The organism is Enterovirga sp. (assembly GCF_035325185.1).
In the GTDB taxonomy this organism is placed as follows: domain Bacteria; phylum Pseudomonadota; class Alphaproteobacteria; order Rhizobiales; family Beijerinckiaceae; genus Enterovirga.
Genome location: NZ_DAOLAJ010000016.1, coordinates 1 through 20409 on the forward strand (window position 1 = coordinate 1; position 20409 = coordinate 20409).

Annotated in this window: 17 protein-coding genes; 8 read left to right on the plus strand and 9 right to left on the minus strand. The window is 69.2% G+C overall.

What is annotated here, in order from left to right:
* The first annotated feature begins 10 nt into the window (after nt 1-10).
* From PKD06_RS05070 to PKD06_RS05085, 4 genes are all read left to right on the plus strand, one after another.
* Nucleotides 11-847, plus strand: coding sequence for an SAM-dependent methyltransferase (locus PKD06_RS05070; RefSeq protein WP_324378232.1), 837 nt, complete (start codon nt 11-13; stop codon nt 845-847).
* A gap of 362 nt (nt 848-1209) precedes the next feature.
* On the plus strand, nt 1210-2940 hold the full coding sequence (gene ilvD / locus PKD06_RS05075) for a dihydroxy-acid dehydratase (RefSeq protein WP_324378234.1): 1731 nt from the start codon (nt 1210-1212) through the stop codon (nt 2938-2940).
* Between the two features lie 100 nt (nt 2941-3040).
* Nucleotides 3041-3781 (plus strand): tetratricopeptide repeat protein, encoded by a 741-nt coding sequence (locus tag PKD06_RS05080; RefSeq protein ID WP_324378325.1) that lies wholly within the window; start codon nt 3041-3043, stop codon nt 3779-3781.
* Between the two features lie 9 nt (nt 3782-3790).
* The gene (locus PKD06_RS05085; protein ID WP_324378236.1) at nt 3791-3946 is read left to right on the plus strand and encodes a hypothetical protein; all 156 of its coding nucleotides are present in this window, start codon (nt 3791-3793) and stop codon (nt 3944-3946) included.
* Nucleotides 3947-3991: 45 nt separating this feature from the next.
* Here PKD06_RS05085 and PKD06_RS05090 read toward each other — a convergent pair whose 3' ends face one another.
* Nucleotides 3992-5911 carry a PhoX family phosphatase gene (locus PKD06_RS05090; protein ID WP_324378238.1) on the minus strand — a complete coding sequence of 640 codons (1920 nt, stop codon included), beginning with the start codon at nt 5909-5911 and terminating at the stop codon, nt 3992-3994.
* A 72-nt stretch (nt 5912-5983) separates the two neighbouring features.
* Nucleotides 5984-6769 (minus strand): exodeoxyribonuclease III, encoded by a 786-nt coding sequence (xth, locus tag PKD06_RS05095; RefSeq protein WP_324378240.1) that lies wholly within the window; start codon nt 6767-6769, stop codon nt 5984-5986.
* Between the two features lie 179 nt (nt 6770-6948).
* Between xth and PKD06_RS05100 the strand changes: the two genes are divergently transcribed.
* Nucleotides 6949-7197 (plus strand): hypothetical protein, encoded by a 249-nt coding sequence (locus PKD06_RS05100; protein WP_324378242.1) that lies wholly within the window; start codon nt 6949-6951, stop codon nt 7195-7197.
* Here the strand turns inward: PKD06_RS05100 and PKD06_RS05105 are convergent.
* From PKD06_RS05105 to PKD06_RS05130, 6 genes are all read right to left on the minus strand, one after another.
* Nucleotides 7157-7651 carry an NUDIX domain-containing protein gene (locus PKD06_RS05105; protein WP_324378244.1) on the minus strand — a complete coding sequence of 165 codons (495 nt, stop codon included), beginning with the start codon at nt 7649-7651 and terminating at the stop codon, nt 7157-7159. The genes PKD06_RS05100 and PKD06_RS05105 overlap by 41 nt on opposite strands.
* A gap of 139 nt (nt 7652-7790) precedes the next feature.
* Nucleotides 7791-8372: a cold-shock protein gene (locus tag PKD06_RS05110; protein ID WP_324378246.1), complete on the minus strand. Its 582-nt coding sequence runs from the start codon at nt 8370-8372 to the stop codon at nt 7791-7793.
* A gap of 385 nt (nt 8373-8757) precedes the next feature.
* Nucleotides 8758-10089, minus strand: a complete 1332-nt coding sequence (locus tag PKD06_RS05115) for an O-antigen ligase family protein (protein ID WP_324378248.1) — start codon at nt 10087-10089, stop codon at nt 8758-8760.
* 6 nt (nt 10090-10095) lie between these two features.
* A complete protein-coding gene (locus tag PKD06_RS05120) occupies nt 10096-11613 on the minus strand; it encodes an undecaprenyl-phosphate glucose phosphotransferase (protein WP_324378250.1) in 1518 nt (505 codons plus the stop codon).
* Between the two features lie 116 nt (nt 11614-11729).
* Entirely contained in the window at nt 11730-12863 is a 1134-nt protein-coding gene (locus tag PKD06_RS05125) for a glycosyltransferase (RefSeq protein ID WP_324378252.1), read from the minus strand.
* A gap of 32 nt (nt 12864-12895) precedes the next feature.
* Nucleotides 12896-13450, minus strand: a complete 555-nt coding sequence (locus PKD06_RS05130) for a polysaccharide biosynthesis/export family protein (protein ID WP_324378254.1) — start codon at nt 13448-13450, stop codon at nt 12896-12898.
* A 257-nt stretch (nt 13451-13707) separates the two neighbouring features.
* Here PKD06_RS05130 and PKD06_RS05135 point away from each other — a divergent pair, with 257 nt between their 5' ends.
* Entirely contained in the window at nt 13708-15885 is a 2178-nt protein-coding gene (locus tag PKD06_RS05135) for an exopolysaccharide transport family protein (protein ID WP_324378256.1), read from the plus strand.
* A 51-nt stretch (nt 15886-15936) separates the two neighbouring features.
* Here PKD06_RS05135 and PKD06_RS05140 read toward each other — a convergent pair whose 3' ends face one another.
* Nucleotides 15937-17100, minus strand: coding sequence for a GNAT family N-acetyltransferase (locus tag PKD06_RS05140; protein WP_324378258.1), 1164 nt, complete (start codon nt 17098-17100; stop codon nt 15937-15939).
* Nucleotides 17101-17323: 223 nt separating this feature from the next.
* Between PKD06_RS05140 and PKD06_RS05145 the strand changes: the two genes are divergently transcribed.
* Both PKD06_RS05145 and ilvD (PKD06_RS05150) read left to right on the plus strand, forming a co-directional pair.
* Complete coding sequence (locus PKD06_RS05145; RefSeq protein ID WP_324378260.1) at nt 17324-18364, plus strand: polysaccharide deacetylase family protein; 1041 nt, start codon at nt 17324-17326, stop codon at nt 18362-18364.
* Between the two features lie 101 nt (nt 18365-18465).
* Nucleotides 18466-20298, plus strand: coding sequence for a dihydroxy-acid dehydratase (gene ilvD, locus PKD06_RS05150; RefSeq protein WP_324378262.1), 1833 nt, complete (start codon nt 18466-18468; stop codon nt 20296-20298).
* Nucleotides 20299-20409 lie beyond the last annotated feature (111 nt).

Below are 20409 nucleotides of genomic sequence, written 5' to 3' on the forward strand. Positions count from 1 at the left end.
GTGATCCGGCATGGTGGGCGATGAGGCCCTCGCGGCGCGCCGCCGCCGCTACGCGGCGCAGATCGCGGCCTGGGGCCGCGGCTTCGGCTTCGACGATCCTCGCGTCGAGGCGGCCTTCGCGGCCGTGCCGCGCGAAGCCTGCCTGACCCCGCCGCCCTGGCGCGTCTTCGCGCCGGGCGGCCTCTTCGAGGAGACGACATCCGATCCGGCGAAGCTCTATGAGGACGTGCTGGTCGTCCTCGACGGCGCGCGCGGCATCAATAACGGCCAGCCCTCGCTTCACGCCGCCTGGATGATGGCGATCTCTCCGCAAGCCGGCGAGACCGCCGTCCATATCGGCGCCGGCAGCGGATACTACACCGCGATCCTCGCCGAACTCGTGGAAGGAACGGGGAGGGTCGAGGCTTATGAGATCGAGCGGGATCTCGCGGAGCGGGCCCGCTGCAATCTCCGTCCCTGGCCGCAAGTGCAGGTACATGCCCGCAGCGCTTTGGACGGAATCCCGCCGGCGGATGTGGTCTATGCCTCGGCTGCGGCTGCGGCCCCGCCCGCCGCATGGCTCGAGGCTCTTGCGCCCGGCGGCCGGCTGATCTTTCCGTGGCAGCCCTCGGGGCGGCACGGCGTGACCTTGCGCGTGGAGCGGACCGGAAGCGGCTTTTCGGCGCGGGCCGCGTTCGGCGTCAGCTTCATCCCCTGCGCGGGGCTTCCGGCCGGGGCGGTCTCCCGGCTCCCCGCGGTGGATCTCGCGCGGACGCGGTCGATCTGGCTTCGTGCCGATCGCGAGCCCGACGATACGGCCCTCGCGGTCTATGACGACCTGTGGTGCTCCTCCGCGGAGGCGGCGTAGCCGCAGGCTCGCCTCCGCCGGCCGGCTCTTCCCGCTTCCGGGAAGGCGTTCCGGGCCGGGAGCTTGCATGCGGGGCGCTGCCCGGGAGCCTTGCTGTGGCGGCGGTGCCACAGCCGAAAAACATCCCGAGAGCGCCCCGGTCCGGGCCGAGCTTCGCCCCGTTCCCGCCATAAACCGAGATCAGTTCCAGGCACACGATAAGTTGTTGCCCTGCAAGAGTTTACGGCGCCTCTGACTGTTGCTCGAAGGTGGCTTTGAGCCCACCCCGAACCCGGTCCTCCGGCCCTCGTCGAACCAAGGCCCGGGCGTGGTCTCGCTCGGACGGCTCGCCGGCCGTGCGGCTTGAGGAGAATGGTGACGGGATGGATGCGCGTCGAATCGACAAGTCGAGGCTTCCCAGCCGGTACGTGACGGAGGGCGCGGCCCGCGCGCCGCACCGCTCCTATCTCTATGCGATGGGGCTGACGAAGGAGCAGATCCACCAGCCGCTGGTCGGGGTCGCGACCTGCTGGAACGAGGCCGCTCCCTGCAACATCTCGCTGATGCGCCAGGCCCAGGCGGTGAAGAAGGGCGTCGCCGCCGCCGCCGGGACCCCGCGCGAATTCTGCACCATCACCGTCACCGACGGCATCGCGATGGGCCATAACGGCATGCGCTCCTCGCTGCCCTCGCGGGAGGTCATCGCCGATTCCGTCGAGCTGACGATGCGCGGCCACGCCTACGACGCGCTCGTCGGCATGGCCGGCTGCGACAAGTCCCTGCCGGGCATGATGATGGCGATGGTGCGCCTCAATGTGCCCTCGATCTTCATCTATGGCGGATCGATCCTGCCGGGCTCCTTCCGCGGCAGGCCCGTCACGGTGCAGGACATGTTCGAGGCGGTCGGCAAGCATTCGGTCGGCGAGATGTCGGACGACGATCTCGACGAGCTGGAGCAGGTCGCCTGCCCCTCGGCCGGCGCCTGCGGCGCGCAGTTCACCGCCAACACGATGGCGACGGTCTCGGAGGCGATCGGCCTCGCGCTGCCCTATTCGGCCGGGGCGCCCGCTCCTTACGAGATCCGCGACAGGTTCTGCGCGGCGGCGGGCGAGATGGTGATGGACCTGCTCGCGAAGAATATCCGCCCCCGCGACATCGTCACGCGCCGCGCGCTGGAGAATGCGGCGACGGTGGTGGCGGCCTCGGGCGGTTCCACCAATGCGGCGCTGCACCTGCCGGCCATCGCGCACGAGGCGGGGATCAAGTTCGATCTCTTCGACGTCGCGGAGATCTTCCGGCGCACGCCCTATATCGCGGACCTGAAGCCCGGCGGGCGCTACGTCGCCAAGGACATGTTCGAGGCCGGCGGCATCCCGCTGCTGATGAAGGCGCTCCTCGACGGCGGCTTCATGCACGGGGACTGCCTGACGGTGACCGGCCGCACCATGGCGGAGAACCTCGCCAAGGTCGAATGGAACCCGGACCAGGACGTGGTCCGCCTCACGTCGAGCCCGATCACGCCCACGGGTGGCGTTGTCGGCCTCCGGGGCAATCTCGCGCCGGACGGTGCCATCGTGAAGGTGGCCGGCATGGCGGCCGACAGGCAGGTCTTCAGCGGCCCCGCCCGTGTCTTCGATTGCGAGGAGGATTGTTTCGAGGCCGTCACGAAGCGCACCTACAGGGAAGGCGAGGTCCTGGTGATCCGCTACGAGGGGCCGAAAGGCGGCCCCGGCATGCGCGAGATGCTCTCCACCACGGCCGCGCTCTACGGCCAGGGCATGGGGGACAAGGTCGCCCTCATCACCGACGGCCGCTTCTCGGGCGCGACGCGCGGCTTCTGCATCGGCCATGTCGGGCCGGAGGCGGCGGTGGGCGGACCCATCGGCCTCCTGCGCGACGGCGACGTGATCACGATGGATGCGATCAAGGGGACGCTCGACGTCGCGCTTTCGGACGAGGAGCTGGCGGCGCGGCGCGCGGCCTGGCAGCCGCGCCCGTCCTCCGCGACCTCCGGCTATCTCTGGAAATATGCGCAAGGCGTCGGCCCCGCGGTGAGCGGCGCCGTTACGCATCCCGGCGGGGCACACGAACTCAAGAGCTATGCGGATCTCTGACGGCATCGGCCTCGCGGCCAGCCTGCTTTTCGCCTTCTGCGCGGCCTCGTCCGCGCAGGCGGCGGATATCGCGGCGAGGGCCACTCCCCTCGGCGGCTCCATGCTGCCGCAGCAGCTCGTGCAGCCGCCGCAGACCACCTACGCCTCGGTGAAGGAGGCTCTGCGCGCCGGCATGCGCGACTACAATTCCGGCGACAAGGTCAGCGCCGTGCGCGCCTTCGACTATGCCGCCGGCCAGGGCGCGCCGCTCGCCCTGTGGAAGGCGGCCCGGATGTATGCCGATGGCGACGGCGTCGGGCGCAACGAGGTCAAGGCGTTCCAGTATTTCTCCCGGCTCGCGGATGATTGCGCGGACGAATCGCCCGATTCGCCGCGGGCGGGACTCGTGGCCAACGCCTTCACCTCGCTCGGGATCTATTATCTCGACGGCATCAAGGGCACGAGCATCAAGCCGAACCCGCCGCGGGCGGTGGAGATGTTCTCCTATGCCGCGTCCTATTTCGGGGATCCCAGCGCCCAGTTCAATCTGGCGCGGCTCTATCTCGACGGGCACGGGCTCGCGCGCGATCCGCGGCAGGCGGCCCGCTGGCTGAACCTTGCGGCGGAAAAGGGCCACAGCCGAGCCCAGGCGCTCCTCGGGCAATTGCTGGTCAACGGGGAGGGGGTGCCGATGCAGCGGGCACGCGGCCTGATGTGGCTCGACCTCGCGCTGCAATCGGCCGATGCGCGCTCGCAAGCCTGGGTGAAGTCGCTGCACGAAGAGGCGTTCGGCGGCGCCAGCGAAACCGACCGGCGCACCGCCTCCGCCCTGTCCGAGCAATATCAGGCCCGGAGGCGCTGAGGTCGCGGCGTGGATTCCCGGGACCGTCAGAACCTCGCGGTGGCGCTCGTCGTCCTGATCCTGATCGGCATCGGCTATTGGGTGATGACGAGCATCCGCCTGCAAGGCAAGATCGAGGAATGCCTCATGCAGCGGCGCCTGAACTGCGACCAGCTCGTCCGCTGACCTCGTTCCTCTCGGGCGTGCCGGCGACGGCCGGCACCTGGCCGGTCAGCCGATCGGTCCGCCGCCCCGTTTCGTGATCGCGACGACGGCGGGGCGCGGCGGCATTCCCTCCTGGAAATCGGGCCAGCGCGTCGTCGGATTTGCGAAGGTCGCGCTTTTGCGGTCCTCGGATTCGCCGGGATGCTGGATGGCGAGGAACAGCGTCTCGTCGTCGGGAGTGAAGAACGGCCCGCACATTTCCGCCCCCACGGGGGCGCGGAAGAAGTGGCGGGAGGTTCCCCGTCCGGCTCCCTCGGTCTCGACCGCCCAGAGGCCGTCGTTGCGCCCCGTGCGCCGCGCGTCGTTGCCGTCCGTCGCGATCCAGAGGCGGCCGCGGCTGTCGAAGACGCAGTTGTCGGGCATGCCGAACCAGCCGTTCCGGGTCGTCTGCGGCGAGAAGGTTGCCCCGATCTCGACGATGGCCGGATCGCCGCAGCGCAGCAGGATGTCCCAGCGGAAGGTCTCGGCGGCATGGTCGCCGCCGTCCGGGGTCATCTCGACGACGTGGCCGAAGGCGTTGTTCGGCCGCGGATTGGCGGCATCGACGTTGTCGGCCGAGCGCCGGCTGTTGTTGGTGAGCATGACGTAGACGCGCCCCGTCTTCGGGCTCGCCTCGATATCCTCGGGCCGGTCCATCTTCGTGGCGCCGAGGAGATCGGCGGCGCGCCGTGTCTCGATCAGCACGTCGGCCTGGGAGTGGAAGCCTCGGGCTTCCGTCAGCGGCCCCGTGCCGTGGACGAGCGGCAGCCAGCGGCCCGTGCCGTCCACATCGTAGCGCGCCACCGAGAGGATGCCCCGGTCCAGGATGTCGCGATTGGCGGCCGGATCGGCGAGGTCCACCTTGGCCTGGGTGACGAAGCGGTAGACGTATTCGAAGCGCTCGTCGTCGCCGAGATAGACCGTGTAGCGGCCATCCGCGGTCATGGCTCCGGCCGCCCCCTCGTGCTTCACGCGGCCGAGGGCGGTGCGCTTCTTCGGCACCGAGGCGGGGTCGAAGGGGTCGATCTCGACCACCCAGCCGAAGCGGTTGGCCTCGTTCGGCTCGCGCGGCACGACGAAGCGCTCGTGATGGCGATGCCAGCCGAAGATTGCCCGGCCGAGGCCGTAGCGGCGATGGGCGGCGGCTTCCGGGTGGTCGGGCGGCAGGCGGCCGTCGAAATAATAGGGGAAGTTCTCCTCGCCGCTGAGCCAGGTGCCCCAGGGAGTGATGCCGCCCGAGCAGTTGTTGATCATGCCCCGCACCCGGCGGCCCGTGCCGTCCTCGCCGGTGGCGAGGCGGGGGGAGCCGGCGGCGGGACCGGTCAGCTCCATCGGCGTCTCCGCTGTGATCCGGCGGGTGTAGCGGGACTCCGGCACGGGCTCCCAGCCCGCCGCGCCGCGGCGCATCTCGACGACCGAGCCGCCATGGGCGGCCATTTCGATGGCCGCGATCCGGCGCGTCGCCTCGGCGAGGTCGCCTGCGGAAGCTTGCTCCGGGAGTGCCGGGAACATCAGCTCCTCGTTCGTATATTCGTGATTGACGACGAGGAGCCCGTGCCGGCTCGATCCGCCGATGGGCAGATAGCCGACGAAATCGTTGTTGTAGCCGAAGCGCCGCGCCTGGTCCTCGGCGCTCTGGGCCAGTGGGTCGAAGGGCGTCATGCCGGGAAAAAGCGGATCGCCCCAGCGCAGCAGCACCTGCACGTCGTAGCCCGGGGAGACGGCATGGGAGGCGCTGACAGCCGCCTCGATCTCGCCGAAGGAGAAGACCGTCCCGGCGGCCGTTTCCCCGGCCAGGGCGGAGCGGGAAAGCGACGCTCCCACGGCTCCCGCGAGCGCGCCGAGAAGAAGGTCCCGGCGCCCGAAGCGGATCAGCATCACGTCGGCGAGCGAGGGATTCGCGCTCCGGTTCGATCCTTCGTCCTTGGGGGTGGCGGGATTCGGCATGGGACAGGTTCCAGGCGACGGATGCTTCCCTAGCCGGTCATGGCGACGATTCCGCGACGCTTGGCCTCTTTCTCAGAAAGCCAGCCGCGCCGAGACCGGCACATGGTCGGAGGGCTTTTCCCAGCCCCGCGTCTCCTTGTGGATTCTCGTCTCGACGAGGCGGTCCGCGGCCTGCGGGGAGAGCAGCAGGTGGTCGATGCGGATGCCCCGGTTCCGCTGCCACGCGCCCGCCTGATAATCCCAGAAGGTGTAGAGGCCGGCCCGGTCGTCGCAGGCTCTCACGGCCTCCGTCAGGCCCAGCGCGATCAGGCGGCGGAACGCACCGCGCGATTCGGGCTGGAAGAGCGCGTCGCCGAGCCAGTCGGCCGGATCGTAGACGTCGCGGGGCTCGGGAATGACGTTGTAATCGCCCGCAAGGACCAGCGGCTCCTCCAGCGCGAGCAGGTTTTCGGCATGAACCCGGAGCCTCTCCATCCAGGCGAGCTTGTAGCCGAATTTGGACGTCCCCAGGGGATTGCCATTCGGCAGGTAGATCGAGGCGACACGCGCCACGCCGCCGCCGGGGCGTGAGATCACGGCCTCGATGTAGCGCGAATGGTCGTCGCCGTTCGCCTCGGGGAGCCCCATTCGGACATCCGAGAGCGGGTGGCGGGAGAGGATGGCGACGCCGTTGAAAGCCTTCTGGCCGTGGACGGCGACGTTGTAGCCGAGATCCTCGATGGGGCCTGCGGGAAAGGCCTCGTCGGGGCATTTCAGCTCCTGGAGGCACAGGACGTCCGGCTTCGCCTCCTTCAGGAAGCGCAGGCAGTGGTCGAGGCGCTGCTTGATGGAATTGACGTTCCAGGTCGCGATCAGCATCGGCCCGCGGCTCCCTCCTCGCCCGCTCGGGCTGTCCTTGGAGGCTTCCGGGCGGAGAGGCAAGCGATGCGCGCGGGCCACGCTCGGCGCAGATCGGGCGCGCGGCGCCCCGGCCGCCTTGATCGGAGCGCCTGCGCGACGCAGGGTGGTTCTCGACGGAGCGCGGAACGACGGACCCGATGCTGGCTCGATTGACCATCGCAACCCTGCTGGCCGCAGGAACGGCAGGCTGCGCCGTGAGCCCGGCGACGGTCTCCCGGCCCTATCCGGTCTCCGGCAACCCGGTGAACCCGACGCCCGCGCCGGATTATCGCGTGGTTTGCAGCACGGGGCAGGGGCTCGACACCCTCATCTTCCCGGCTCGGATCGGCTATTGCGAGCAGGTGATCACGCCTCCCGCCGCCGAGGCGATTCGGGTTCGCGGCTGACCTTCTCGGCGAGGCGGTCCAGGAAGCCGCGCTGGCCCGCGAGAATCCGCGCCCGCGCCTCCGCGATCGGAAACCAGGCGAGGCGGTCGATTTCGGGATAAGCCTCCCGGTGCCCCGAGCGGGGCGGCCACTCGATCTCGACGGTGGCGCCGGCCAGCCGCGCTGGATCGAAATCCGCCTCGACGGCGAAAGCCGTGACGATCTTGCGCTTGGACTGGGCGAACTCGCCGAGCGCGACCATCCGCCCCTCGGGCGGAGCGGCCCCGGTCTCTTCCGCGAATTCGCGGCGGGCGGCGGAGAGCGCCGCCTCGTCCTGCCCGTATTCGCCTTTCGGGATCGACCAGGCGCCGGCATCCTTGGCCCTCCAGAAAGGCCCGCCTGGATGGGCGAGCAGAACCTCGATCTCGCCGTCACGGCGCCGGAAAAGGAGGAGGCCGGCGCTGTGCTTGGTCATGTCCCGCCCGCTCCGGGCAGAACGTGAAAAAGCCCGCTCGCGCGGGCTTTCACTCGGATCGGAAGGTCGTGCCGGCCGCGTGCGGGCACGGCATGGTCCAGGCTGTCGCCGTCCCATGCCGCTCCCGGGCGGGCGCTCCTCAATCGACGACGTCGATCGTGGCGACCTCGCGGCCCTTCATGCCCTGCGTGACGCCGATCTGCACCTTCTGCCCCTCGTGGAGATCGGGCAGGCGGGCGCGCTCGAGGGCGCTGCGGTGGACGAAGACGTCCCGGCCGCCGTCATCGGGAGCGATGAAGCCGAAGCCCTTGGCGGGGTTGTACCACTTCACGGTGCCGGTCAGGTCCTCGACCGGGCCGGTCGGAGCGGCGTTCTGGAAGGACGGACGCCGGGGAGCGCCGCCGCCGAAGCCGCCGCGGTCGCCGCCGCCGAAGCCACCGCGGTCGCCATATCCGCCGCGATCACCACCACCACCGCCGCCGCCGAAGCGCTCGCGCGGAGCACGGGGGGCGCGGGGCTGCGCGGAGGAGGTGTCGACGCTCAGCACCTCGGTCACCTGCGGGCCGCGCTGGCCGGGGGCCACGCGGACGGACAGCTTCGTGCCGGGATCCAACTCGCTATAGCCCGCCGCCTCGACGGCGCGGATATGCAGGAAGGCGTCGCCCGAGCCGTCCGACAATTCGGCAAAGCCGAAGCCCTTCTCGGGGTTGAACCACTTCACTGTGGCTTCCTGCTCGGGGCCGGAGGGCGCCGGCGCCGGCCGGCCGCCCATCGGGCGTGCCGGAGGAGGCGAATCATAGGGGCTGGGGCCCCGGTCCATTCCAAAATCGTCCCCGAAGCTCCTCTTGCCCGGACCCCGGAAATCTCGTCCTCTGCTCATCTCGTGACTCGTCTAAAAGGCCTGCTCGGCGCAATGGTTTGGGTTTCGACCGGACACGCCCGCGATCATGCGGGGCCCTAGATAAGAGGGAATGCGGCTCCGGGTGAGGCTGCGCCTGATCAGTTCGGTACAGAGCATTAAAAACGGCCGGGACACGACACGGATCGAGAGCGACGTCGCATCATCGCGTTACAGAGGCAACACGTCAACCCTTAACGAGCGGTTTTCACGCGATCGGCTGCGGATTCTTCAACCGGAGGGCAAGGGGAGGGGAACCGGGAGGGGAACCGGTTCGGCTCCGGGATCGGTCGGCGAGCCAGCGTAGCCGCGCGCATTCGAGGCCCCAGACGATGCCTAGCATGATGTAGATGTGGCGCCAGTGCTCGACGTCGATCTGGAAGGCCTGCATGAAGAACATCAGCGTCGGCGGCACGGCCGCCTGCGCCAGCGGGCGATAGGGAGATTCGGCGAGGCACAGCCGCAACCCGACGAATGTGGTGAGGATCACGAGGCCCAGGAACGAGAAGCCCCCGAGCCACCCGCCATTGGCGAAGCCGCCGATATAGGAATTGTGCGGGTCGAGGCCGAAGCGGAGGCGGAAGCGCAGCGGCCCGAAGCCGTTCGGATTCTCCATCAGCATCGGGATGGAGCGCTTCTGGTTCCCGAAGCGCCCGGTTTCGCCTTCGTCGTAATCCTTGCTCAGCGTGAAGCGGTCCGTGAGCGTGCCGGCGATATCCGAATCGAGCGTGAGGACCGAGAGGCCGCCGGCGATCACGAAGACCCCCGCGCCGGCGAGGATCGCGATGCGGCGCCGCACCCGCCGGGAACTCGAGCGATAGGTCAGGGCGATCGACAGGATCGAGCCGACGACGGTCGCGCCCCAGGCTCCCCGCGAGAAGGCGAGGAACAGGGCCGTCAGGATCAGGAGCAGGATCGCCCCCGAGAGCAGCGGACGGCGCGTCTCCCCGGCGAGCAGGCGCCGGAGCAGGGCGATGGCCCCCACCGTCAGGAACGAGCCCAGGAGGTTCGGATCCTCGAACACGCCTGCCGCGCGTCCGTCCATCGTGAAGAAGATGTCACCGGGGGCGAAATAGGAATATATACCGCAGATCGCGGCGAAGACGCAGCTCGCGATATAGGCGTCGAGCGCCAGCGTCACGCGCTTGCCGGTCTCCTCGGAGAAGAACATCACGAAGAAGATGCCGGTCACCAGGAGATAGATGGACTGGAGCGTCCAGATGGTCGGATCCGGCTCGAAGAAATAGGGAACCAGCGCCAGGGTCAGGGCAAGGTGGTAGGCGAGGAGCAGGGCGAGGAAGGGAATGGCGCCCCGATGCAGCCGCAGGCCCAGAACCGACCACAGGAGAAGCGTCGGAATCGCCGTGAAGTCGTAGGGCGAGGGACGCAGGAAGGTGAAGCAGGTGAAGAAGATGAAGAGCGCGAAGAGGACATAGCCGATGCGCTTGCCCACGAGGCGGCCGGGCAGTGCGCCGAAGCCGCCGGCCTGGTGCGGGACGGCCCGCCCGGGCGGGGAAAGCGAGGCGGAGGTGGCGCTCATGCCCGCTCAATAGGCGTTTTCGTGCTTCAGCAGCGCGAAGGGCGTGGCCAGGAGGATGTAGATGTCCAGGAAGACCGACCAGTTCTCGATATAGTAGAGGTCGTGCTCGACGCGGCGCTGGAGCTTCTCCTCGGTATCGGTCTCGCCCCGCCAGCCGTTGATCTGCGCCCAGCCGGTGATGCCGGGCTTGACACGGTGGCGCGCGAAATAGCTGTCGACGACCTGGTCGTAGAGGCGGTTCTGCGCCTTGGCCTGGACGGCGTGGGGGCGAGGGCCGACGAGCGACAGGTTGCCCTTGAAGACGACGTTGATGAGCTGCGGCAGCTCGTCGATCGAGCTTTTGCGCAGGAAGCGGCCGACGCGCGTGACGCGCGGATCGTTCCGGGTGACGAGCTTCGAGGCGGTCGCATCGCTCTGGTCGACATGCATCGAGCGGAACTTCAGCACCTCGACGAGTTCGTTGTTGAAGCCGTAGCGGCGCTGGCGGAAGAGGATCGGACCCCGGCTGTCGAGCTTCACCGCGATCGCCGCCAGGAGCAGGATAGGAAGGGCCAGGAGCAGGAGGGCGGAGCCGACGGCCTTGTCGAAAAGCCACTTCACGACATGGTCCCAATCCGCGATCGGCCGGTCGAAGACGTCGAGGACCGGGATCGAGCCGATATAGGAATAGCTGCGCGGGCGGAGCTTCAGCTTCGAGGCATGGGCGGAGAGGCGGATGTCGATCGGCAGCACCCAGAGCTTGCCGAGCATCTGCAGCAGCCGCTCCTCGGCCGAGATCGGGACGGTGAAGATGACGAGGTCGATCGGATTGCGGCGCGCATGCTCGACGAGGTCGGCGACCTTGCCGCGCTTCACGTGGCCGGCCACGATGCCGGGGGAGCGGTCGTCGCCCCGGTCGTCGTAGATTCCGACGATGCGGATGCCGCTTTCCGGCTGGGCCTGGAGAAGGCGGATGATCTCGTTGGCGGGCTCGCCGCCTCCGATGATCGCCGTGCGGCGGTCGAAGCGGCCGGCACGCGTCGCGGCCTCGACATAACGGCTGACGGCGAAGCGCTCGATCAGGAGCGCCGCGAGGCCGCCGACGAACCAGCTGCCGAGCCAGACCCGCGAGAAGTTTCCTCCCGTCTTCAGGAAGAAGGCGAGGGCGGTCGCGGCGAGGAAGACGAGCGTCCAGGTCAGGGTGATCTTGGCGCCGGTTCGGAAGAAGGAGCGCAGCGCTCCGATCGTGTAGCAGCCCGACGCCTGAAACCCGATCAGGGCGCTCATCGAAAGGACGACGATGACGAAAGGATAGATCCAGTCGAAGGGCAGGACCGGCGAGAGATAGACGACATGCACAACGGCGCCGGTCCCGATCATCACGGCGGCGTCGATGGCCCGGACGATTCCCGTCACCACGACTGTCGAAAGGCGGGCCTGCGCCGGGGAGAGAAGATGCTCGATCCGGGGGGAGGGGTCGGCGCCTGGCGCGGCATCCAGGCCCGAGACGGAGCCCAGCATGTGGCGAAAACCGATTCCGCTCATGGTCCATCCCTATGCGCGGGGGGAGGCCGTCGCTCGACGGCCGCCGGGGCGACAGGCATGGCAATAACGAGGGCGGGCTTACGGAAGGCTCAACGCAGGCAGCGAAACATCCGGGCTTAGTTAATGCCCCGTGCGGCCAGGGCCTCGCGATAGCCTGCGATCCCGAGGTCGATCATGGCTTCCATGTCGAAGCCCGCGCGGACCGCCCGGCTGAGCGCCTCGGCTTCGCCGGCGCGGATGCCTTCGGGCTCCGCCACCTTGGCCAGGATGGCCGCCGCGAGGGCCTCGACGTCGGAGGGCGGGACGAGTTGCCCGCTCCATTCGCCGAAGATCTCGGGGATGCCGCCGACATTGGTGGAGACGAGGGGCTGCGCCGCCGCGGCCGCCTCGAGAATGACGTAAGGCAGGGATTCGGCCTTGGAGGGGATCACCATGATGCGGCCGCGCGCAAGGGCCGGGCGGATCGGCTGCGGCGGCTCGAAGGTGGTGCTGTCCCAGATCCCCGCCTCCCGGGCCCGCTTGTGGAGGACCTCCTCGCTCGGCCCCGAGCCCACGGCGAGAAGCGTCAGGCGCAGCCCGTGCTTTCGGCGGATCACGGAGAGCGCGTCGATCAGCGTGTCGACCCCCTTGGCCTCGCGCAGCTCCCCCAGATAGATGAGGTCGAAGGGGTCCGCCGCGCGCTCCAGCGGCTCGAACTCGCTCTCCGAGATGCCGTTGCGGATGACGCGCACGAGCCGTTTCGTGCCTCCGACATAGGCGTCGAAGCGACTCCTGATATACTGGCTCTCGAACAGGAAGACGTCCGTGCGCGCGGCGAGCAGGGACTCGACCTTCATATAGACCCGGTGCATCGGGGAGCCGGGATTGTAGTTGAAGCTGCCGCCGTGGGGCGTATAGGCGCGGACGGTCTTCCGGTCCTGGCCCGGCACCGTGACCAGCCGCCCGTGGAGCCCGCCCTTGGAGCCGTGGGCGTGGATCACGTCGGGCTTCGCGCTCCGGTAGACCCGGGTCAGGGAGGCCAGCGCCGTGATGTCGGTCCCGTGCGGCAGCCGCCGCATCGGAACGCGGTGAAGCCCCAGCCGGAGCCCCGGCGCGAGTTCGGCCAGGACCTCGTCGGCCCGTGGGCCGCCCGTCGTCGAATCGCAGAAGATGCCGACCTCGTGGCCGCGCGCGATCTGCCCGCGCGTGACGTCGAGCACGTGCCGGAACAGCCCGCCCAGGGGAGCGCGGAAGACGTGCAGAATGCGCAAGGGGCGTTGCGCCCCGCCCGGAGCCGGCATGGTCAGAACCAGCGCTCCTTGATCACGATCGTGTCCCCCGGCCGGATCGGATAGGTGATGGGAACGTCGCCGACGACGATGCCGCGCGGGGTGCGCCGCGTCAGCTCCGCGAAGTCGCGCGCCGCCCGCGGCGTGAAGCCGCCGGCGATGGCGACGGCGGTCTGCACGGTCGCGCCGTTGACGAAGGGGAACTGGCCGGAATTCGTCACCTCCCCGAGGATGAAGAAGGGACGATAGGTATCGACCTCGACCGTCACCTTCGGCTCGCGGACGAAGCCGGCCCGCAGCTTCGCCTCGATCGCGCCGGCGGCGCCGGCCGTCGTGAGGCCGCCGACCGGGACCGGGCCTATGAGAGGCATCGCGATGCGGCCGGATCCGTCGATCTGGTAGATGTTGGACAGCGAATCCTGCCCGAAGACGATGATCCGAAGCTTGTCGCCCGCAGCCAGGACATAGGGCTCGGACAGGCGCAGGTCCGGTGCCACCGAGTAGCGGCGCGCGCAGGCCCCCAGGGGCAGCGCGGCGACGAGAAGGCCAAGAGCCCGGCGCCTGTTCATCAAGGTGATCCGAGAGAGAGACGGGTGAATTCGCTCCCTGGATTAGCCGGGCCGTGGTTAACGAACAGTTTTTGTTAACCACGCCCCCGATCGCCCCGCCGCCGGAAGGAACTAGCCGGGGTGCGGAATGCATTAAAGGATCCTTGATCCTGCGTGACCGTGGATTTCGGCGAGACGATGCGAGCTTAACCGTGCCTCAACCTTAATGGTGTGTTGTCGCGTGATCGCATCTCGCGTCGCGTCTTGCGGGGAGAGTCATGTCCCAGTCCTATGCTGCGTCCGCGTCGGGCTACGAGCAGACCTATTCCGAGGCATCGGTCGCCGATATCGGCCGGACGCTGCGCCGGAAATGGCGCTGGGTGGTCGTTCCGACCTTCCTGGCCCTCGTCGCCTCGACGCTCTTCGTTCTCCTCGTGACTCCCCGCTATACGGGCGAGGCGAAGATCCTGCTCCAGGCGGGGGATGCCTCCTTCACCCGTCCCGGATCGAACGACCGCAACGTCGAGCAGCAGCCCCAGATCGACGAGCAGGCCGTCGCCAGCCAGGTGCAGGTGATCCTCTCGCGCGATCTCGCCAAGGAAGCGATCCGGCGCCTCGGGCTCGTCGGCAATGCGGAATTCGATCCCGATGCGCAGGGCACCAGCCTGCTGCGGACGATCAAGGGCATGCTCGGCCTCGGCCGCAGGGCAGATCTCTCTCCCGAGGAGCGGGTCCTCGAGAAGTTCTACGACAACCTTCTCGTCTACCCGGTGGGCAAGTCGCGCATCGTGGCGATCGAGTTCCGCTCGCGGGACCCCGAGCTTGCCGCGCGGGCGGCCAACACCATCGCCGAGCTTTACCTGGGCCTTCAGGAGGACACCAAGAAGGACCAGGCCCGCTCCGCCAGCACCTGGCTCGGGTCGAATATCGACGTGCTGCGCAAGCGCGTCGCGGAGGCGGAGGCCAAGGTCGAGGCGTTCCGCGCCAGGACCGGCCTCATCACCGGCGCCGGCACCGCGACCCTCGCGGCCCAGCAGCTGAGCGACCTGTCCTCCCAGCTCGCCCAGGCCCGCGCCGCTCGCAGCGATTCCCAGGCCAAGGCGAAGCTGATCCGCGACACCCTGCGGGAGGGGCGGGCCTTCGACATTCCCGACGTCGCCAATAACGAGCTGATCCGCCGGCTGCTCGAGCAGCGCGTCAACCTCAAGGCCCAGCTCGCGCTGGAGCAGCGCACGCTCCTGCCCCAGCATCCGCGCATCAAGGAGCTGAACGCGCAGCTCGCCGACCTGGAGCAGCAGATCCGCGCCGCGGCCGAGCGGACGGTGCGCACGCTGGAGAACGACGCCAAGATCGCCGGCGCCCGCGTCGAGGCGCTCGAAGCCGCCGTCGAGCAGCAGAAGAAGGTGGTGGCCGAGGCCAATGGCAGCGAGGTGCAGCTGCGGGCGATGGAGCGGGAGGCCCGGATCCAGCGCGAGCAGCTCGAGACCTATCTCAGCCGCTATCGCGACGCCGCCGCCCGGGACACCGATTACGGCGTGCCGCCGGATGCGCGGGTGGTCTCGCGGGCGGTGGTGCCGCAGATCCCCTCCTTCCCGAAGAAGGTTCCGATCGTGAGCCTCGCAACCCTGGCGACGCTGCTCCTGTCGGTGGGGGCGATCGTCTCCGGCCAGCTTCTCTCGTCCCGCGGCGGCTCGGAAGACGCTTCCGGGGAGGCGATGGGACTGGCCTACCAGCCCCGTGCGTCGCGTCCTGCCGGCCGGCGGGCGGAAGACGCCCGGGAAGTCGTCGATTTCGACGTCGCCCCCCCCGCGGCTGGGCATGCCCCGCTCCTCGACATCCGGCCGGCCGGCGCGTCCGCCCCGGCTGCCTCCTCCGATCCACGCTTCGACTTCTCCTCTCTCGTCGATCGCATCTCCCGCACGCCGATCGCCGGGCGGGGGCGGCGGCTGCTCGTCCTCGGCCTCGCCGACCGGGAGGACGTCCTGCGCGTGTCGCGCGGCCTCGGCCTCATCCTGGCGCGCGGCACGCGCACCATTCTCCTCGACGTCGATGCCGACGAGGACACTCCGGTCGACGCGGTGCCGGGTCTGACCGATCTCGTGGCGGGCGAGGCGTCCTTCGCCGACGTCATCTCGCGCGATCCGTCCTCGCGCCTGTATCGCATCGCCCCCGGCACGCTGATGAACGACGCCCTGACCGCAGCCCCGGAGAATGTCGATATCGCGCTCCAGGCCCTGGACAGCACCTATGGCTGGGTCGTCTGCACGCTGGTCGGCGAGGAGGCCGCCGAACTGATGCGGCTGCTCGCCCCCCGCGTCGACACGGTCGTCCTCGCCTCGGATCTCGATCCCTCCAGCACCCGGCTCGTCAGCGCCTACGAGGCCCTCCGGTCGGCGGGAGGCAAGGAGGTGATCGTCGCCTCGGGCCATTCCGATCCCCTGGCCGAGGCGGCCTGAGGGATGGCCGTGGCGTTCCGGGCGGGGCGCGCCGGTGCGGAGGCAGTCCCGTCAGCTGCGCAAGCCGGCCCTCAGCTTGCGCAGCTTCGTGACGACGGCCATGGCGCGCGGATCGCCCTTGATGCGGCGCTTGGCGTCCAGGAGGGCGTTCGCCACCAGGGCGGCGGAGCGCCCGGGCAGGGTCAGCGGAATCATGACGTCGACGAGAGCCTCGGCCTCGTCGCAGATGCTGCGCTTGTAGCGGGCATCCCCTGCGCCGAGATCGAAGACCTCGAATCCCCGCCGGCACAGATCGCCGATCACCTCGCAGATCAGCAGCTCGCCCGGGCTGAACTTCTCGAACTCGCCCGCCTGGAACGACACGACCATGCCGCTGAAGCGCCGCCCGTCCACGGCGCCGCCGAGAACGGCAATCACCTCGTCTCCGACCAGGAGTCCGTGGAATTCGAGAGCCGGCCAGCCCTCGCCCAGATGTTCCGTCGCGGCCTCGCGCAGAAAGGCGCGGGCGCCGGGATCGGCATAGGGATCGGGGATACCGCGCTCCCCGAGTCGGTGCGCCTTCTGCCTGTGGAAGGCAGCGAGCAGCAGCTCGGCCTCCTCCGGCGTCTGCGCTCGCAGGACCCTCACCGGGCCGGCTTTCGCGAGGCCGCGGGCCTTCTTGCGGATCTTCTTGCGCGCCTCCGCGCTCATGCTCCGGGCGAGGGTGGCCTCGCCGTCGCTCTCGAGCCGCAGCGCCCAGGCCCGGCTCGCGCAGGGCTGTCCGCCGGCGGCGAAGGGATTACGCCAGCCGTTCCAGGTCACCGGGACACGGTGCATGAGGAGCAGGTCGGCCCGGACGGCACGGCCGGTCTCGGCGAGAAGAGCGCGCGCCGCTTCGGCCGTGAGGCCCGCGGCGAAATCCGGCCTCAGCAGGGGCAGGTTGTAGTTCGCATGCGTCCCGCCGACCGAGGTCGCGATCGTGAACCCGCCCCGCCGCTTCGTCTGGAAGGGAAGCAGGAACAGGGGATCTCCACCCACCCCGCGCAGGACGGCGACCCGAAGGTCCGAGGCTTCGCGGGAGAGGTTGTGCCGGCAGGCGGCGATCCAGTCGTAGCGCCCGTAGGGCGTCATGACCGCCTGGCTCTCGAAGGCGCGCCAGAGAGGCGCGGCCTCGTCGAAGCCGCCGACGATCTCGACCGTGGAGCCGGCGAGTCCGGCCTTGTTTCGGGGGATCATGCTGAGTCAGGGCGCTTCCGTCACCGTCGTGATCATGGGGAGCCTGTCGAGGACCGATCAGGCAGGGGTAATGGAGCTTTGTTAAATGCTCGCTAAGCTGATTCTCCCGAGCATTCTCGGGTGAGTTGCGCCCGGCTCACGTGAAGAACCAGAGATCCGTGTCGGCGAGAATGCAATCAGCCACAAGCAACCAGTCGATTTCGTCCAGGACGGAACGGCTCTGATGTCTTTCTCCAAACATGGCGTCATTGCGGCCGGGTTCCGGGCCATCGCCGCGAGCCGGGCGGAAAGCTGGCTGGCGCCCCTCGCGCGTGGCATCGGGGCGATCCTGATGTTCCATCATGTACGGCCCGCGCGCGCCGATCCGTTCCAGCCGAACCGCCTTCTCGAGATCACGCCGGAGCACCTGGATCTGACCCTCCGCCTCGCCCGCGAACTGGGCTGGGAGATCGTCCCGCTCGACGAGGTGCCGGAACGGCTGGCGCGCAGGAAGGGGCGTTTCCTGGCCCTGACCTTCGATGACGGCTATCGCGACAACCGCGATCACGCCCTGCCCGTCCTGCGCCGGCATGGGGTGCCGTGGACGATGTTCGTGACAACGGATTACGCTTCGGGCCGGGGCAGCCTGTGGTGGCTGGAGCTGGAGGAGGCGATCCGCGCCTCGGGGCGCGTCTCGCTGCAGGGGCGCGATTACGCGGCCGGGACGCCGGCCGAGAAGGAGGCGGCCTTCCGTGCTCTCTATGCCAGGCTGCGGGCGGGGCCCGAGCCGGAGCTTCGGGCCGCGACGGCTTCTCTCTGCGACCGGGCCGGATTCGATCGCGCGGGATTGGCGGGGCGCCTTTGCCTGTCCTGGGACGAATTGCGCACCCTGTCCGCCGCGGACCCGGCCCTGACGATCGGCGCCCATACCCTCAGCCATCCGATGCTGGCCAAAGGAGACGAGGCCGCAGCGTGCCGCGAGATCGCGGCCTCGCGCACCGAGATCGCGGAGCGGCTCGGCCGCCCCGTGCGCCATCTCGCCTATCCGGTCGGCGACCCGGCCTCGGCGGGGCCGCGCGAATTCGCGCTGGCGCGGGAGGCCGGCTACGCCACTGCCGTCACCACGCGGCCGGGCCATCTCTTCCCGGAGCACGCGGCGCATCTCGCCGCCCTGCCGCGCGTGTCGGTGAACGGCCTCTTCCAGACCGAGGCCGCGATGCGCGCGCTCCTGTCGGGCGTGCCGTTCCTCCTGTGGAACCGGGGGCGGCGCCTGAACGTGGCGTGAGCCGGCCTGCCTGCGGCGCAGCCCGGCCATTCGTTGAACTTCAGGGCTTTTTCGTGTGAGAGAACCGGCAGCTTAGAACCACGCCAAGCCGGATCGCAGCCATGCCCGCCTATCGCTCCCGCACGACCACCCATGGCCGCAACATGGCCGGGGCTCGCGGCCTCTGGCGCGCGACCGGCATGAAGGACGGCGATTTCGGCAAGCCCATCATCGCCGTCGTCAATTCCTTCACGCAATTCGTGCCGGGCCACGTCCACCTGAAGGATCTCGGCCAGCTCGTCGCGCGCGAGATCGAGCAGGCCGGCGGCGTCGCCAAGGAGTTCAACACCATCGCGGTCGATGACGGCATCGCGATGGGCCATGACGGCATGCTTTATTCGCTCCCCTCGCGCGAGCTGATCGCCGACAGCGTCGAATACATGGTCAACGCGCATTGCGCCGACGCCATGGTCTGCATCTCGAATTGCGACAAGATCACACCCGGCATGCTGATGGCGGCGCTCCGCCTCAACATCCCCTGCGTCTTCGTCTCCGGCGGGCCGATGGAGGCCGGCAAGGTGCTGATGCATGGCGTGACGAAGAAATACGATCTCGTCGACGCCATGGTCGCCGCCGCCGACGAGAAGGTTTCCGACGAGGACGTGAAGGTGATCGAGCGCTCGGCCTGCCCGACCTGCGGCTCGTGCTCGGGCATGTTCACGGCCAATTCGATGAACTGCCTGACCGAGGCGCTCGGCCTGTCGCTGCCGGGCAACGGCTCGGTGCTCGCCACCCATGCCGATCGCCGCCGCCTCTTCGTCGAGGCCGGGCACCTGATCGTCGACCTCGCCCAGCGCTATTACGACCAGGACGATGCGAGCGTCCTGCCGCGGAACATCGCGAGCTTCGCCGCCTTCGAGAACGCCATGACGCTCGACATCGCCATGGGCGGCTCGACCAATACCGTGCTGCATCTCCTCGCGGCGGCGAACGAGGGCGAGGTGCCCTTCACCATGGCCGATATCGACCGGCTCTCGCGCCGCGTGCCGGTGCTGTGCAAGGTCGCCCCGGCGGTGGCCAACGTCCATATGGAGGATGTCCACCGGGCCGGCGGCATCATGGGTATCCTCGGCGAGCTGGACCGGGCGGGACTGATTGACAAGAGCGCCGGCAATGTCGGCTCCGGCACGCTCGGGGAGGCGCTGGCGCGCTGGGACGTGCGCCGCAGCGAGAGCACGACCGTGCGCGACTTCTACCGGGCGGCCCCCGGCGGGGTTCCGACCCAGGTCGCCTTCAGCCAGTCCTCGCGCTTCGACGAGCTGGATCTCGACCGCGAGACGGGCGTCATCCGCGACCTCGACCACGCCTATTCCAGGGACGGGGGCCTCGCGGTGCTCTACGGCAACCTTGCCCTCGACGGCTGCATCGTGAAGACGGCCGGCGTCGATGCCTCGATCCTGACCTTTTCGGGTCCCGCCCATGTCTTCGAGAGCCAGGACGCGGCGGTGGAGGGAATCCTCGGCGGCAGGGTGAAGGCGGGCGAGATCGTCCTTATCCGCTACGAGGGTCCGCGTGGGGGCCCGGGCATGCAGGAAATGCTCTATCCGACGAGCTACCTGAAATCGAAGGGCCTCGGCAAAGCCTGCGCGCTCGTCACGGACGGGCGCTTCTCCGGCGGTTCCTCCGGCCTGTCGATCGGCCATGTCTCGCCCGAGGCGGCCGAGGGCGGCCTGATCGGCCTCGTGCGCCAGGGCGACCGGATCGAGATCGACATCCCGAACCGCCGCATTCACCTTGCGGTCTCGGACGAGGAGCTGGCGCGCCGCCGCGTCGAGCAGGATGCCGCCGGCTGGAAGCCCGCGGCCGAACGCAAGCGTCAGGTCTCCCGGGCGCTTAAGGCCTATGCGAAATTCGCCACCAGTGCGGCGAAGGGAGCGGTGCGCAGCCTGGATTGAGGAGCCTGCGCTCTTCCCTTCTCCCTGCATGCGGCAGGGCTATCGCATATGGCGGTTTCCGCCGCACCAACCCTCCCCCCGCTTGCGGCGGGGAGGGCGGACTCGGCCGAA

Bases quoted from the DNA above. Each gene is read 5' to 3' on its own strand.
- PKD06_RS05070 (WP_324378232.1), top strand. From the start codon at position 11: ATGGTGGGCGATGAGGCCCTCGCGGCGCGCCGCCGCCGCTACGCGGCG.
- ilvD (WP_324378234.1), top strand. From the start codon at position 1,210: ATGGATGCGCGTCGAATCGACAAGTCGAGGCTTCCCAGCCGGTACGTG.
- PKD06_RS05080 (WP_324378325.1), top strand. From the start codon at position 3,041: ATGCTGCCGCAGCAGCTCGTGCAGCCGCCGCAGACCACCTACGCCTCG.
- PKD06_RS05090 (WP_324378238.1), bottom strand. From the start codon at position 5,911: ATGCCGAATCCCGCCACCCCCAAGGACGAAGGATCGAACCGGAGCGCG.
- xth (WP_324378240.1), bottom strand. From the start codon at position 6,769: ATGCTGATCGCGACCTGGAACGTCAATTCCATCAAGCAGCGCCTCGAC.
- PKD06_RS05100 (WP_324378242.1), top strand. From the start codon at position 6,949: ATGCTGGCTCGATTGACCATCGCAACCCTGCTGGCCGCAGGAACGGCA.
- PKD06_RS05105 (WP_324378244.1), bottom strand. From the start codon at position 7,651: ATGACCAAGCACAGCGCCGGCCTCCTCCTTTTCCGGCGCCGTGACGGC.
- PKD06_RS05115 (WP_324378248.1), bottom strand. From the start codon at position 10,089: ATGAGCGCCACCTCCGCCTCGCTTTCCCCGCCCGGGCGGGCCGTCCCG.
- PKD06_RS05120 (WP_324378250.1), bottom strand. From the start codon at position 11,613: ATGAGCGGAATCGGTTTTCGCCACATGCTGGGCTCCGTCTCGGGCCTG.
- PKD06_RS05130 (WP_324378254.1), bottom strand. From the start codon at position 13,450: ATGAACAGGCGCCGGGCTCTTGGCCTTCTCGTCGCCGCGCTGCCCCTG.
- PKD06_RS05135 (WP_324378256.1), top strand. From the start codon at position 13,708: ATGTCCCAGTCCTATGCTGCGTCCGCGTCGGGCTACGAGCAGACCTAT.
- PKD06_RS05140 (WP_324378258.1), bottom strand. From the start codon at position 17,100: ATGATCCCCCGAAACAAGGCCGGACTCGCCGGCTCCACGGTCGAGATC.
- PKD06_RS05145 (WP_324378260.1), top strand. From the start codon at position 17,324: ATGTCTTTCTCCAAACATGGCGTCATTGCGGCCGGGTTCCGGGCCATC.
- ilvD (WP_324378262.1), top strand. From the start codon at position 18,466: ATGCCCGCCTATCGCTCCCGCACGACCACCCATGGCCGCAACATGGCC.